The sequence below is a fragment of the Pseudonocardia sp. genome (assembly GCF_035305885.1).
Classification (GTDB): Bacteria; Actinomycetota; Actinomycetes; order Mycobacteriales; family Pseudonocardiaceae; genus Pseudonocardia.
Window position 1 is genome coordinate 15474 of record NZ_DATGOP010000031.1, and the last position, 14349, is coordinate 29822.

Sequence of the window (14349 nt, forward strand, 5' to 3'; positions counted from 1 at the left end):
GTGGGGGCGTGACCTACGTGATCGCCGAGCCCTGCATCGACGTGATGGACCGCTCCTGCGTCGAGGAATGCCCGGTCGACTGCATCTACGAGGGCGCACGGGCGCTCTACATCCACCCCGACGAGTGCGTCGACTGCGGCGCGTGCGAGCCGGTCTGCCCGGTCGAGGCGATCTACTACGAGGACGACCTGCCCGAGCACCTGCAGCCCTACCTCGCCGACAACGCCCGGTTCTTCTTCGAGCCGCTGCCCGGCCGCGACGAGGCGCTCGGGTCCCCCGGTGGCGCGGCCAAGGTGGGCCCGGTCGGGGCCGACACCGAGCTGGTCGCCTCGCACCCGGTCAGCCCGTGACCTCGACGACCCCGTGCGCGCCGCGCTCGGCGTCGACCATCACGTGGGAGACGAACGGGTAGTGGCCGGGTTCGGGGAAGGTCAGCTCGACGAAGCCGCCCTGCGCGGGCGCCAGGTCCAGGCTCTGGCTGCCGCCGTGCCCGGGGGTGAGCAGGTAGCCGCCCTCCTTGTAGGTCGTGTCGAACTGGGCCCCGACGACGTGGAACGACGTGGCGCGGTTGGGGCCGGCGTTGAGCACCCAGATCCGGACCCGCTCGCCCGGCCGGGCCGGTAGCGGGCGGTGGTCGTACTGGTTCGGGTGGCCGTTGAAGACCACGGCGTCGGGCCGCTCGGCCTGCACCTTTCCCATGTCGACCGGTTCGCCCTCGGCCCCGGGGTAGAGCTCGGACTGGACGAGCACGTAGCTGCGGTCCGCGGGGGCGAGGTCCGGCGGGTCGATGACGACCGCGCCGAAGAGACCGGCCGCGATGTGCGCGGACATCGGCATCGACGAGCAGTGGTACATCCAGATCCCGGCGCGGGTCGCCGTGAACCGGTAGACGAGCGACTCGCCGGGTGCGATCGTGCGCATCGGGCCGTCCGGGGCCAGGGCGCCGGCGTGGAAATCGATCGAGTGCCCGATCGAGGCGTTGTTGACCAGCGTGATCTCGAAGACGTCGCCGACGCGGCCGTGCAGGACGGGCCCGGGGGCGGTGCCGTTGAAGGTCCACAGCGTCCGGGTCACGCCCGGGCTCACCTCGCGGACGACCTCCTCGACGGTGAAGGTGTGCCGGTGCACCCGCTCCTCGGGCGCGGGCGGCAGGGTCGGGTCGTGCGCGGTGGAGCCGGGGTCGGCGGCGAGGTCGACGCGCTGGGCCTCGGGTGCGGGTTCGCGGGTCCCCGGGGGCGTGGGCGCGCCGGTCGCGGTGATCTGCAGGACCATGCCCATCTGCCGGTGGCCGACGATCGAGCACCAGCCGGTGAGGTCGTGCCCGACCACGCCCACGTCGATGCGGGCCGACTCGCCGGGGGTCAGGCGCCCGCTGTGGTGGCCCGTCTCGAGCACGAGGTCGTGCACGTTCGCCGGGTCGGCGTTGGTCACGTCGATCACCAGCCGGTTGCCGGCGGGGACCTCGATGGTCGCGGGGGTGAAGCGCATGTCGCGGGCCGTCACCGCCACCGTGGTGGTCTCGCCGGTGGGGGTGACCGCGGGCGGCTGCGAGGTCGCCGGTGAGGAGGCCGCGGCCGCGACGAGCGTGGTGGGGTCGAACGCGGCGCCGGCGGCGACCGCCAGCACCACGGCGGCGACGCCGACCGCGGCCAGGCCGGTCACCTGCCCCCGCGGTCGGTCCGCGGCGCGCCAGACGACGGGCTCGGCGACCGGTGCGCGTTTCGCCCGCCGGGAGGCGCGGATCGCCGGGAACACCAGCGCGAGGAAGGACGCCAGGCCGGCGAGCACCAGCACCGAGGCCGGCACCCGGACCGCGCTCGGCACCGGGAGCACGCACACCAGCAGCCCGGCGTTGATCACCGCGATCCGCAGCGGGCTGCCCCGTTCCATCACGGCGGTGGCGGCGCGCACGGGTCCCGGCCCGCCGCCGAGGGCGACCGGCACCAGGTAGGACAGCGCGCCGATCAGGACCTGGGCGCCGAAGCCCGCCGCCAGGTAGGGGCTGAGCCACCCGAACCACCCGGCCGTCTCCGCCCAGGTCGGGGACGTGATCACCCCGACCGCGAGCGCGGCCAGGGCGCCGCCCAGCCACAGCATCGCGGCCAGGACCGACCAGGTGGCGTACGACCACGACACCGCGCCCCGGGTCGCGGCCAGCGACGGCCGGGCCACGACGGCGAGGCCGCCGAGGTAGCCCACCAGCCCGAGCGCCACGGCCGGCGCCGACCCGGCGAGCGCGGCCCCGGCCGCGAGCAGGATCGACGCCACCAGCACCGGCAGCGCCCGGCCCGCCGCCTGCTCCGCGCCGTCCGCGATCCGGGTCCGCAGCATCGTCGGCCACAGCGTGACCAGCGTGCCGACGACGGTCAGCCCCATCCAGCCGAGCACGTTGACGAACGCGTGGGCGAGCACCAGCCGGTCGTGCCACGGGCCGGAGGGATCCCGGGCCAGGGTCGCGCCGAGGCCGGCGCCAACCGGCAGCAGGCACGCGGCCGCCACGTAGTAGCGCACCGTCACGCCGAACCGGGACGGCAACGCGCGGCGCAGCTGCCGCACCAGCGCCAGCCCGTGCCAGATCACCGCGGCCGCGACGGCGCTCGCACCGGTGAGGGTCACCGACCAGGCGCCGCCCAGCACGCCCGTGACGACCGTGAGCACGCCGGCGTTGAGCAGCAGCAGCCGCCGGCCCTGCACGCGCCGGTCGTCCGGCCCGGGAGCGGTGTGCAGGAGGGCGTCGGCGAAGTAGCGGCTCCACACGAGGATCGCGTGGGTGATCGCGCCGAGCAGCAGCAGGTGGATCATCAGCCAGCGCGGGGCCGGCACGAACGGGTGGGCCAGCGCGACCACGACGACCGCCAGCAGCCAGCCCACCACGGGCAGGTCGCGCAGCGGCCAGAAGCCGCGGGACGGGGCCGCGCTCACCGCGCGCTCCGCGCCGCGCCGATGGCCGACGCCGCGGCCAGGACCAGGAACAGCAGCACGGCGGCGACGTTCAGCGCGCCGCCGACCTGCCACGCCGCCCGGACGCCGAGGCCGTCGCCGAGCGCGAGCCGGCCCACCAGCGACAGCTGCAACAACGCGACCGGGACGAACAGGGCCGGGTGGTACCGCACGGGCACCCGCAGGACGGCGGGCAGGATCACGGGCGCGTGCGCCATGATCATCGAGAGGGTGAAGCCGAGGAACACGGAGTGGACGACCACGTCGTAGCGGGGGCCGTCGAGGGCGGGCCCGCCCAGTAGCCAGGTGGCGGCGGCGACGGCGAGCCAGAGGTAGCCCGCGAGGATCGCGCAGGCCGCGAACCGGGCCTGTCCGGTCGCGCGGACGGTGCGGCGGGCGACGTCGTGCGCCGCGAGCCAGCCGACCACGGTCAGCAGCGCCGCCCCGAGCAGGGCGAAGCCGACGGCCGGCCACAGCAGCGCCGATACCACCCCGGCCACCACTCCCCCGGCCAGGCCCACCAGGGGGCCGTCGGCGTCCGGGCCCATCGCCACCCGCGCGAGCTCGACCCGCTCACCGGCGATGGTCAGCACGAGGAACCCGACCAACCACGGCACCACCACCGCGACCGGCACGCCGCCCCACCAGAGGATCGCAGCACCCACGGCGAGCACCGCCCCGAGCGCCTGCGCGAGCACCGCGACGTCCCGCTGCCGACGCCAGAGCGGCACGTAGATCCCGACCAGGGCCGCCGCCCCGCACAGCAGCGCGCCCTGCGCGGCGGGCAGGGGCGCCGGGGAGATCAGCAGCAGGCCGCCCAGCCCCAGCAGGGCGGGCGCGGCGAACCCGGCCGGACGGCCCCACGCGACGGCCCGCTCCAGCGCGATCAGCGCACCGACGAACCCGAGCACGAGCAGCATCCCGTGCGCCGCCGCCAGCCGCTCACCGGTGACCGGCGCGGGCAGCCCGAGCAGCACCAGCGCCGCGTCCAGGCCGGCGAGCATCGCGATCGCGGCCGGGAGCAGCAGCACCGGGACCAGCGGCCGGTGCCCGCCACGTGCCGCGTTCCCGTGCGGTGCCGCGCCCGCCGCAACGGCGCCAACCCCTTTTTCCACAGTTAGACTGTATTAATTAGTCGGCTCGGGGCTCCAGTGGGGTGTCGAGGGTCGCATCGGGGATCGACGCCCGGTCATCCCTCCCACGGCGAGAGCGGGACGCCGTGAGCGCGGACACGACGAAGCCGCTTGACCGGCACGCCGCGCCGCACCCACCCTGGACGCCGGGCCGCAGCGGCCCGCCGGGAGGGATGCACGCACATGGACGGACGGGATCTGGTGCGCCGTCGGCACATCGATCTCGAGCGCGTCAGCAGCGCAGGCTGTCGCACCCGCTGATCCGCGTCCCCGTCCCACTCCCCCGAGAGGCTCCCTCCACCATGTCACGCCTGCGCAAGCTGGGCTTCCTCACCATCGGGCTGTTCGACGAGGCCGATCCCGCGGCCGGTCACGAGACCACGTTGCGGATGATCGAGCTGGGCGAACGGCTCGGGTTCGACAGCGCCTGGGTGCGTCACCGGCACCTGCAGTTCGGGATCTCCTCGCCGGTGGCGGTGCTCGCCGCAGCGAGCCAGCGCACATCGCGGATCGAGCTGGGCACGGCGGTGATCCCGCTGGGTTGGGAGAACCCGCTGCGGCTCGCCGAGGACCTCGCCACGGTGGACGTGCTGTCGGGGGGCCGGCTCAACCCGGGGGTGAGCGTCGGTCCGCCGATGCACTACGACCTGGTGCGCGACGCGCTGTACCCGCACTCGGCCGACGTCGAGGACTTCGGCGACGAGCGGCTCGGCCGGTTCCTGCGCGCCGTCGCCGGGGAGCCGGTCACCGGGTGGAGCGGCACCGAGGGCTTCGAAACGTTCTCCGACCGGGTGCAGCCGCACTCGCCCGGGCTGCGGTCCCGGCTCTGGTACGGCGCGGCGAGCCTCGGCTCGGCCCGGCGCGCCGGCAAGCTCGGCATGAACCTGCTGACCAGCAGCGTCGTCCGCGCCGAGGGGTCCACCGACGGGTTCGCGGCGATCCAGCGCCGGCAGATCGACGCCTTCCGCACGGAGAACCCCACCGGCCGGGTGTCGCAGGGCCTGGTCGTCGTCCCGACCGACAGCGCCACACCGGAGCAGCGGGAGCGCTACGTCGCCTACGCCGCCGCCCGCACCCCGCGCACCGCGGCCCCGCAGGGCCCGGCCGGCATGCTGTTCGCCCGCGACCTGGTGGGCACGAGCGCCGAGATCGCCGAGCAGCTGCGGGCCCACGCCGGCTACCAGGCGGTCGACGAGGTCGTGTTCGCCCTGCCGTTCACCTTCCAGCCCGAGGACTACGAGCAGATCCTCACCGACATCGCCACCAGGCTGGCACCGGAACTCGGCTGGGCACCGGCCACATCGGCCGCCGCGTGAAGTTCAGGAAAGCCACATTCACGAAGCTGGGCTTCAGGAAAGCCACATTCCTGAAGGCGGGGGGCCGGTGTGCGGAACGCGCGGACGCCCGCGATCGTCGAGCTGCTCGGCCGGTGCCAGCAGCCGGGCCGGGTTCGCCACGAGCATCTGGTGGATGTCGGCCTCGGTCGCCCCGCCGGCGCGCAGCATCGGCAGCACGCGGCGGGGGATGTTCTCGTAGTGCCAGTGCGGCGCGTGCACCGCGCGCCAGGACGGCGGCGTCATCCGGCTGAAGCACGCCGCGTCGTGGGACAGCACCATCCGGTCCGCGTAGCCGAGCCGCAGCAGCGCGAGGACGGTGGCGACGCGGCGGTCGTCGGGCAGGACGTGTTCCATCCCGAACCGGTCCATGCCGATCGTGGCGCCCTCGTCCATCAGCTCGCGCAGGTGGTCGAGGTCGTCGGTGTCGCCGGAGTGCCCGATGACGACCCGCTCGGGCGGCACGCCCCGCTCCCGCAGGAACGCCAGCTGCTCGAGCCCGTTGCGCAGGTCCGGGCGGCTGTGCGTGGTCACGGTGACGCCGGTGCGCCGGTGGGCCGCGGCGGCTGCGGTGAAGACCCGCGCGACGTCGTCGGTGAACCCCTCCTCGTCGGTGACGACCTTGATCATCCCCGCCCGGACGCCGGTGCCGGCGATCCCCTCCTCGATGTCCCGCACGAAGTACTCCACGAGCGGGTCGGGCCCGTCGACGAGCCGGCCCGGGCCGTGGGTGCGGAAGAACGGCGGCAGCACGTTCGAGGTGTAGTAGCCGGTGGCGGCGACCAGGTGCACCGGGACGCGCTCGGCGACCCGGGCGAGGCGGGCGACGTCGCGGCCCAGGCCGAGCACGGTCAGGTCGACGACCGTGCGGATGCCGAGTTCGTGGAGCCGGGTCAGCGCGGTGACCGCCTGCTCGACGGCCGCGTCGGGGTCCCACTCCGGGTGCGGGTGGTTGAGGTCGAGCTCGGGGTGGCCGACGAAGACGTGCTCGTGGATCAGCGTCGGCCCGAGCTCCGCGGGCCCGACCGGCCCGCGGAACGTCGGGACGAGCGTCATGCCGCCGATCCGCGGATCGCCTCGTAGACGGCGAGCTGCTCGGGGCTCAGGTTGGCGCGCAGGTACGGCTCCACCTTGGCCCGGAACGCGGCCACGTCGACGTCCTCGACGATCTGGAACTCACCGCTGGAGCGCCACTCCTCGAGCAGCCGCGCCTCGTCCTCCTCGACGCACCCCGGCACCTGCGCGACCGCCTTCTCGACCGCCTTCGACAGCGCCTCCTGCTGCGGCGGGCTCAGCTCGTTCCACCGCGGCCCGACCAGGATCAGGTTCGAGTTCTCCTGGTGGCCGGACAGGCTGAGGTAGTCCTGCACCTCGCCGAGGTTCTGCGAGGCGATGTTGACGATCGGGTTCTCCTGGCCGTCGACGATCCCCTGCTGCAGCGCGAGGTACAGCTCCTCGTAGGCGACCTCGGTGGCGTTGGCGCCCAGCGCCGCGGCGTTCATGAGGAACTGCGGAGAGTTGGGGAAGCGCATGCGGAGGTTCGCGAGGTCCTCGGGGGTGCGGATCGGCTGGTTGGCGGTGAAGTGCCGAGCGCCCGCCGACCACGCCCCCAGGACGGTCACCCCGGTGGCCTCGGCGAAACCGTCGGTCAGCTCCTTGGACGCGTCGCTTGCGAAGAAACGGGCGAGGTGCTCGCCGTCGTCGAAGGCGTACGCGGCGTCGACGACGCTCATCGGCTCGTGGACCGCGCCCAGCGCGGAGGCGCCCTGGATGTCCATGTCGATGTCGCCGGAGATCACCGACTGGATGCGGTCGGCGTCGCCACCGAGCTGGCTCGCCGGGAAGACCTGGATGGTGAGGCCCACGTTCGCGGCCGCGACCTCGTCGGCGATGACCTGGGCGCCGCAGCGGTGCTGGGGCTGCTGCTCGGTGTAGCTGTGGGCGAGCGTCAGCTCGACGGTCCCGCCGTCTCCCCCGCCCCCGCCGGATTCGCCACCTCCTCCGCCGCAGGCCGAGGCGAGCACCAGCGGGACGGTGAGGATCGCGAGGAGCACACGGCGTCGTTGCTGCGTGGACATGGTCATTCCCTTCGTGGGTTGGCCGCGCCGATCTCGTCGGCGACGAGCTCGTCGAAGTCGGAGAACATGGCTGCCCGGTCCGCCCGCCTCCCGGTGATCAGCTCGAAGGAGTCGGCGGCCTGGTTGACCGCCATCCCGGCCCCGGTCAGCACCCGACAGCCGCGCGCGGTCGCCTCCCGCACCAGCTCGGTGATGAGCGGCCGGTAGACGATGTCGGCGACCCAGAGCCCGTCGTGCAGGAGCGCGGGGTCGACCGGTGTACCGGGGTGGGCGGCCATCCCCACGGGCGTGGCGTTCACCAGCCCGGACGCGGCGCGCAGGAGCCGCGGCAGCTCGGCGGGCGTGCTGGTGTCGAGCTCGACGTCCCACCGGCGCCGCACGGACCGGGCGAGCGCCTGCGCGCGGTCGGGTTCGGTGTCGACGACCGACAGCGCCGGCACGCCCAGCCCGGCGAGCGCGTGGGCCACGGCGGTGCCCGCCCCGCCTGCCCCGATCAGCACGACCCGGTCGAGCGCGGCGCCCGCGAGCCCGTCGGCGACCGCCGCCGCGAAGCCGGTGACGTCGGTGTTGTGGCCGCGGGTGGCGCCGTCGTGCACCAGGATCGTGTTGATCGCGCCGATGGCGGCCGCCTCCGGGGCCAGCTCGTCGACGAGCGTCGCCATGACCTGCTTGACCGGGTGGGTGACGTTCAGCCCGTCGAAGCCCAGCTCGACCGCGTGGGCGAGCAGGTCGCGCAGCTGCTCGCGGTCGAGCCGGGAGTCGGGCAGCTCGACCGCCTTGTAGGTGTAGCGGAGCCCCTGCCGTTCGCCCTCCCGCTCGTGCAGCTCGGGCGAGAGCGACGGGCCGATGCCCTGGCCGAGCAGCCCGACCAGGTAGGAACGCTGCTTCGGCCGCCCGCTCACAGCCCCAACGCCTTCGGCAACCAGAGGACCGCGTCCGGGAAGGCGATGATCAGGGCGACGATCACCAGGAACGGCACGACGAAGGGCACCGAGCCCCGGAACACCTCGCTCACCTTCGTCTGCGCGACGGAGCTCAGCACGTAGAGCACGGTCCCGACGGGCGGGGTGAGCAGCCCGATCATCAGGGTGACGATCATCAGGACGCCGAGCACGATCGGGTCGACGCCGAACCCGGCGCTGATCGGCAGCAGGATCGGCACCACCAGCACGAGCGCCGCGGTGGCGTCCACGACCGTGCCGAGGACGAGCATCAGCACCGCCGTGATCACCAGGAACGTCGTCGCGTCGCCGGTGAACCCGAAGATGCTCTCGGCGAGCAGCTGCGGCACGCGCTCCCGCGCCAGGATGAAGCCGAGCAGCGCCGCGGACGCGACGATCAGCATGATCGCCGCCGTGGTCACCACGGTCTCGACCAGCACCCCCGGAAGGTCCCGCACGCGCAGCGTCCGGTACGCGAAGCCGAGCAGGAGCATGTAGGCGGCCCCGACGGCGGCGGCCTCGGTCGGGGTGAAGGCGCCGGAGAGGATGCCACCGAGGATGATCACCGGGGCGCCCAGCGGTGCGATCACGCGCCGGCCCGTCTCGAGCACCCGCTCGAGCGAGAACTCGGTGCGCTCGAGGTCGGGCTGGCGGCGCACCTGGACGAACACCGCGACGCACAGTCCCGCCGCCATCAGCAGCGCCGGGATGACCGAGGCCGCGAACAGGGCGCCGGTCGACACGGCCGCGAGCCCCGCGAAGATCACCGCCGGGATGCTCGGCGGCATGACGGGCGCGATCAGCGCCGCCGCCCCGGTGACGCCGACGCCGAACCGCAACGGGTAGCCGTTGCGGAGCATGGCCGGGATCTGGACCTTGCCCAGCGCCGCGGCGTCGGCGACGGCGGACCCGCTCATCCACGAGAACCCGAGGCTCACCCCCACGCTGACGTAGCCGAGCCCGCCACGCACCCGCCCGAGCACGGCGAGGGCGAAGTCGACGAGCATGTCGGCGATCCCGGCGCGGTTGGCGAGGACGCCCAGCAGCACGAACAGCGGCACGGCCAGCAGCGGGAAGCTCGCGGTGGCGTTGACGATCAGCCGCAGGCTCATGCCGACCGACTGGCCGATCGCGAGCATGTAGACCAGCCCCGGCCCGAGGAACGCGAACGCGACCGGGACGCGCAGTGCGAGCAGCCCGACGATCCCGAGGCTCAGCAGCAACAGGCTCACGCCGCCACCTCGCCCGGTGTGGCCCGCGGCGGCTTCGGCGACCGGGCGAACCCGATCGCGGCCGCGACCCCGCGCACCGCGGTGCTCGCGAACCCGAGGAACGGGAAGAAGTAGAGCCAGGTGAGCGGCATCCGCAGCGACGGCGACTTCAGGCGTCCCTGGGACGCCATCAGGTCCCAGGCCTCCACCGCGAACGCCGCCCCGACGAGGGCGACGACCAGCGCGGCGACGACCCGCACCGCCCGCAGGACCGCGGGGTTCTTGATGCCGTCGACGAGTTGGAGGGCGATGTGCGAGTCGGTCGTCACCAGCACGCCGGCCACGCTGACGGTGAGCCACACGAGGGCGAAGCGCGCGAGCTCCCCGGTCCACGGCCAGCCGGACACCGGCAGGTAGCGCTGCGCGGCCTGCACCAGCACCAGCAGGAAGACGACCACGAGGGCGGCGGCGCCGATGGCCAGCTCCACCCGCGTCACGAGCGTCACCACCCGCGCCCACCGCGTGGGCGCCCCAGCGCTATCAGACATCGGCGCCCTCAGCCATCTCGACCCACGTCCCGGCCCATCGGCCACCCTCCCGGCATCGGTGCCAGCGGTCTCGGTTGGCAGGACCGTAAGGGCGGCCCGCCGACTTGGCAAGCGGTTGCCAAGTGTTGCCAAAGCGCTCGTTGTCGGAGTGTGATGTGCGCGTGGGGAACCCGACCATCTACGACGTCGCGCGCGTCGCGGGCGTCGCCACCTCCACGGTGTCGCGCGTGTTCACCAAGCCCGGCCGCATCGCGGAGGCGACGAGGGAGCGGGTGCTGCAAGCGGCGCGCGAGCTCGGCTACCAGCCGAACCCGCACGCCAGGGCGCTGACCTCGAACCGCACGCAGACGATCGCGATGGTCGTCTCCGACATCACCAACCCGCACTTCTTCGAGCTGATCCGCGGCGCGGAGATGCGGGCCAAGGCCGCCGCCTACACGCTCGTGCTCGTCAACGCCGAGGAGTCGACCCGGATGGAGCTCGAGCAGGTCCGCCGCCTCGCGCGCTCCGTCGACGGGTTCCTGCTCGCCGCGAGCCGGCAACCGGACGACAAGCTCGTCGAGCTGGCGGCGGGGCAGCCGGTCGTCCTCGTCAACCGGCAGGTCGAGGGCATCGCCAGCGTGGTCCTCGAGCCGTGGGAGGGCTGCCGGCAGATCGTCGCCCACCTGGCCTCGCTCGGGCACACCTCCCTCGCCTACCTCGCCGGACCCACCAACTCCTGGATGGCCGTGAGCCGGTGGGCGGCGCTGCGCGACGCCGCGGCCGAGGCCGGGATGAGCGCGGTGCGGACCGGCCCGTACACCCCGACGGTGGCGAGCGGCGGCGCCGCGGCCGACGCCGCGATCCGGACCGGCGCCACCGCGCTCGTCGCCCACAACGACCTGCTCGCCATCGGCGTCCTGCGGCGGCTCGCGGACCGGTCGATCCGGGTGCCCACCGACGTCAGCGTGGTCGGCTTCGACGACATCTTCGCCGCCGAGCTGTGCACGCCCACGCTCACCACGCTCGGCGGCGCCCACTCCAACGTGGGCCGCGCGGCGGTGGAGGTCCTGCTGGAGTCGCTCGGCCACCCGCGCGGCCAGGGGCCGACGCCGCAGATCGTCCTGCCCTCGCAGCTGGTCATCCGGGACTCGACGGGGCCCAGCGCCGACCAGCGACCCGACCCACGGAGGTCCCGATGACGACCCCCCGCCGCTCCATCGCGACGGTCTGCCTGTCCGGCACGCTCGAGGACAAGGTCGGCGCCGCCGCGGCGGCCGGCTTCGACGGGATCGAGGTCTTCGAGCCCGACCTGATCGCCTCGCCGTGGTCGCCTGCCGAGCTCGCCGCCCGCTGCGCCGACCTCGGCCTGAGCATCGACCTCTACCAGCCCTTCCGCGACCTCGACTCCACCGACCCCGACCGCTTCGCGCGCAACCTGCGCCGCATCGAGCGCAAGTTCGACGTCATGGCGCAGCTGGGGACGTCCACGGTGCTCGTGTGCTCCTCGGTCGCGCCCGACGCCGTCGCCGACCGCGGGCAGCTGGCCGAGCAGCTGGCCGCGGCCGCGGACCGCGCCGCCGAGCGCGGGCTGCGGATCGCCTACGAGGCGCTCGCGTGGGGCAGGCACGTCTCCACCTGGGACGCCTCGTGGGACGTCGTCCGCCGCGCCGACCACCCGGCGCTCGGGCTCTGCCTGGACAGCTTCCACGTGCTCTCCCGCGGCGGGGACCCCGCCGGCTTCGCCGCCGTGGACCGGGGCCGGATCTTCTTCCTCCAGCTCGCCGACGCCCCGCACCTGGAGATGGACGTGCTCCAGTGGAGCCGCCACCACCGCCTCTTCCCCGGCCAGGGCGCGTTCGACCTGCCCGGCTTCCTCGTGCACGTCCTCGACGCCGGCTACGACGGGCCGCTGTCGCTGGAGGTCTTCAACGACGTGTTCCGGCAGGCCGACCCCGGCCGCACCGCCGTCGACGCCATGCGCTCCCTGCTGTGGCTCGAGGACCAGGTGGCGGCCGCCCGCCCCGACCTCGGGCTGCCGGCCCGCCCGGCGGCGCCCCGGCTCACCGGGTACTCCTTCGTCGAGCTCTCCGTCGACGGGGTCTCCGGCCCGCTGGTCGGCGACGTGCTGGCCCGCCTCGGGTTCGCGCACACCGGCCAGCACCGCAGCAAGCCGGTCCAGCTGTGGGAGCAGGGCGGCGCGCGGGTGCTCGTCAACGCGTCGGTCGTGCGGCCCGCGGCGACCGGGGTCGCCGAGGTGGCCGCGCTCGGGCTGGAGAGCGAGGACCCGGGCCGCTCGGCCGAGCGCGCCACGTCGCTGCTCGCGCCGCTGCTCCCCCGCACCCGCGGGGCGGCCGAGGCGGAGCTCGCCGCCGTCGCCGCACCCGACGGGACCCAGGTCTTCTTCACCCGCACGGTCCCCGACGGCTGGCCCGCCGACTTCCTCCCGACCGGCACCCCGAGCGGCGGCGGCACCGGGCTCGCGGGCGTCGACCACGTCGGGCTGACCCAGCCGTTCGACTCCTTCGACGAGGCCGCGCTGTTCTACCGGGAGGTCCTCGGACTCGGCCCGGACGACGTCACCGAGATCCCCGCGCCGTTCGGCCTGATCCGCGACCGGGCCGTGACCAACGCCGACCGGACGCTGCGGCTGACGTTGACGGCCTCGCTGCTGCGCCGCGGCGGGTGGGCGCCCCGGGTGCCCGCGCCGCAGCACGTCGCGTTCCGGACCGACGACATCGTCGCCACCGCCCGCGCCCTGCGCGACGCAGGCGCGCCGCTGCTCACCGTCCCCGGCAACTACTACGACGACCTCGACGCCCGCTTCGACCTCGACCCGGCGCAGCTCGCCGCGATGCGCGAGCTCGGGCTGTTCTACGACGAGACCGCCACCGGGAGGTTCCTGCACCTCTACACCGAGGTGCTCGGCGGGCGCGTCTTCTTCGAGGTCGTCCAGCGCATCGGGGGCTACGACGGGTACGGCGCCGCGAACGCGCCCGTCCGGATGGCGGCGCAGCGGCGCGCTCGGCTCGCGGAGACGGCCGCCGCCGGCTGAGGAGCCGCGGCCGCGTAGCGCCGGGGGCCGCGCCCGCGACTCCTCCTCGCGTGAGCACCTCGATCCTCCCGCCCGAGGACCAGCACCTCGCCACCGGCTGGGAGCCCGACGCTCCGGCCGAGGACACCCTGGTCCGGCAGGCCGTGCTCGTCCACGCGTCGTGGTCGACGACCGTCGCGGCGGCCGCCGGGCGCCCCGCGCGCACCGGCCCGCGGTGGGCCGCCGGCTGGATCGGCGACCGCGGGGCGCTGACCAACCCCGTCGTGCTCCGGCAGCCGCTGACCGACCCGGGCGAGGTCCTCGCCGAGATCGGCACCCTGTTCCCGCCGCACGTGCCCTACCTGCTGGTGAGCGCCTGGCCCACCCCGGACCTGCGCGCGCACGGGCTCGGCCTGGTCGGGCACCCGCCGCTCATGGCGCGGCTTCCCGGGCGCGGGTCGGCGGCCCAACCGCCGCCGGCGGTCGAGGTGCGCGAGGTCCACGACGCCGAGGAGCTCGCTGTGGCCGAGCGGGTGCTCGTCGAGGGCTACCCGCTCCCCGGCGTCGAGCCGGGCGACGTGCTCCACCCGTCGCTGCTGCGGCAGGACACCCGGGTGTGGCTCGCCCGCGTCGACGGCGAACCCGCCGCCGTGGCGGCCGCGCACCAGCACGCCGGCGTCACGATCGTCGAGTACGTCGCCACCCTCCCCGCGGCCCGCGGGCGCGGCACGGCGACCGCCGTGACCTGGGCGGCCACGCTCGCCAACCCCGCGCAGCCCGCCGTTCTCCTCGCCAGCGACGAAGGCCGCCCCGTCTACGAGCACCTGGGGTACGTCGCGGTGGAGCGGTGGACGGTGTGGCTGCGGCCGGAGCGGGAGGCCTGAGCCGCGGGCGGCCGTCGGGTGGGCCTCCTGGCGGCGCCGCGAGGTCCTACTCCACGGTACGGGCGATCGGCCGCGCCATCGGCGACGACACCTCCGCCCTGGTGCGGATCGCGCAGCAGCTCGCCGACGGCACCTCCCACTTGCCCAACACCAGGGTGGCCGACCCGGAGGCCGCCGAGCGGCGAACGGGAACCCGGACTGGTCACCAACGGCATCGCGCCGCACGGACGCGCTCCTCGCCCTCGTCACCGGGCACACCGGGGACGC

The 14349-nt window shown here is 74.6% G+C and carries 13 protein-coding genes; 6 read left to right on the top strand and 7 right to left on the bottom strand.

The window, feature by feature from the left end; all coding sequences use genetic code 11:
- The first annotated feature begins 8 nt into the window (after positions 1–8).
- Positions 9–350 carry a ferredoxin gene (fdxA, locus tag VKZ81_RS05460; RefSeq protein ID WP_324240307.1) on the top strand — a complete coding sequence of 114 codons (342 nt, stop codon included), beginning with the start codon at positions 9–11 and terminating at the stop codon, positions 348–350.
- Here fdxA and VKZ81_RS05465 read toward each other — a convergent pair.
- Complete coding sequence (locus VKZ81_RS05465) at positions 340–2922, bottom strand: multicopper oxidase domain-containing protein (RefSeq protein WP_324240308.1); 2583 nt, start codon at positions 2920–2922, stop codon at positions 340–342. The genes fdxA and VKZ81_RS05465 overlap by 11 nt on opposite strands.
- On the bottom strand, positions 2919–4055 hold the full coding sequence (locus tag VKZ81_RS05470; RefSeq protein WP_324240309.1) for a DUF8744 domain-containing protein: 1137 nt from the start codon (positions 4053–4055) through the stop codon (positions 2919–2921). Before VKZ81_RS05470 ends, VKZ81_RS05465 begins: the two co-directional genes overlap by 4 nt.
- A 201-nt stretch (positions 4056–4256) precedes the next feature.
- Between VKZ81_RS05470 and VKZ81_RS35075 the strand changes: the two genes are divergently transcribed.
- Both VKZ81_RS35075 and VKZ81_RS05475 read left to right on the top strand, forming a co-directional pair.
- Positions 4257–4334, top strand: a complete 78-nt coding sequence (locus VKZ81_RS35075; protein ID WP_414709329.1) for a putative leader peptide — start codon at positions 4257–4259, stop codon at positions 4332–4334.
- A 41-nt stretch (positions 4335–4375) separates the two neighbouring features.
- Positions 4376–5389 (top strand): LLM class flavin-dependent oxidoreductase, encoded by a 1014-nt coding sequence (locus tag VKZ81_RS05475; RefSeq protein ID WP_324240310.1) that lies wholly within the window; start codon positions 4376–4378, stop codon positions 5387–5389.
- Positions 5390–5422: 33 nt separating this feature from the next.
- Here VKZ81_RS05475 and VKZ81_RS05480 read toward each other — a convergent pair whose 3' ends face one another.
- Genes VKZ81_RS05480 through VKZ81_RS05500 form a run of 5 tightly spaced genes read right to left on the bottom strand, consistent with a single transcriptional unit; the run spans position 5423 to position 10146 of the window.
- Entirely contained in the window at positions 5423–6463 is a 1041-nt protein-coding gene (locus VKZ81_RS05480; RefSeq protein ID WP_324240311.1) for a phosphotriesterase family protein, read from the bottom strand.
- Entirely contained in the window at positions 6460–7485 is a 1026-nt protein-coding gene (locus VKZ81_RS05485) for a DctP family TRAP transporter solute-binding subunit (RefSeq protein WP_324240312.1), read from the bottom strand. Before VKZ81_RS05485 ends, VKZ81_RS05480 begins: the two co-directional genes overlap by 4 nt.
- Positions 7486–7487: 2 nt before the next feature.
- Entirely contained in the window at positions 7488–8387 is a 900-nt protein-coding gene (locus VKZ81_RS05490) for a shikimate dehydrogenase (RefSeq protein ID WP_324240313.1), read from the bottom strand.
- The gene (locus tag VKZ81_RS05495) at positions 8384–9658 is read right to left on the bottom strand and encodes a TRAP transporter large permease (RefSeq protein WP_324240314.1); all 1275 of its coding nucleotides are present in this window, start codon (positions 9656–9658) and stop codon (positions 8384–8386) included. The genes VKZ81_RS05490 and VKZ81_RS05495 overlap by 4 nt, the downstream gene beginning before the upstream one ends.
- On the bottom strand, positions 9655–10146 hold the full coding sequence (locus VKZ81_RS05500) for a TRAP transporter small permease (RefSeq protein ID WP_324240315.1): 492 nt from the start codon (positions 10144–10146) through the stop codon (positions 9655–9657). The genes VKZ81_RS05495 and VKZ81_RS05500 overlap by 4 nt, the downstream gene beginning before the upstream one ends.
- Positions 10147–10346: 200 nt before the next feature.
- Here VKZ81_RS05500 and VKZ81_RS05505 point away from each other — a divergent pair, with 200 nt between their 5' ends.
- Genes VKZ81_RS05505 through VKZ81_RS05515 form a run of 3 tightly spaced genes read left to right on the top strand, consistent with a single transcriptional unit; the run spans position 10347 to position 14082 of the window.
- Positions 10347–11366 carry a LacI family DNA-binding transcriptional regulator gene (locus VKZ81_RS05505; RefSeq protein WP_324240316.1) on the top strand — a complete coding sequence of 340 codons (1020 nt, stop codon included), beginning with the start codon at positions 10347–10349 and terminating at the stop codon, positions 11364–11366.
- A complete protein-coding gene (locus VKZ81_RS05510; protein ID WP_324240317.1) occupies positions 11363–13219 on the top strand; it encodes a bifunctional sugar phosphate isomerase/epimerase/4-hydroxyphenylpyruvate dioxygenase family protein in 1857 nt (618 codons plus the stop codon). The genes VKZ81_RS05505 and VKZ81_RS05510 overlap by 4 nt, the downstream gene beginning before the upstream one ends.
- A gap of 50 nt (positions 13220–13269) precedes the next feature.
- Entirely contained in the window at positions 13270–14082 is an 813-nt protein-coding gene (locus VKZ81_RS05515) for a GNAT family N-acetyltransferase (RefSeq protein ID WP_324240318.1), read from the top strand.
- Positions 14083–14349: the final 267 nt, after the last annotated feature.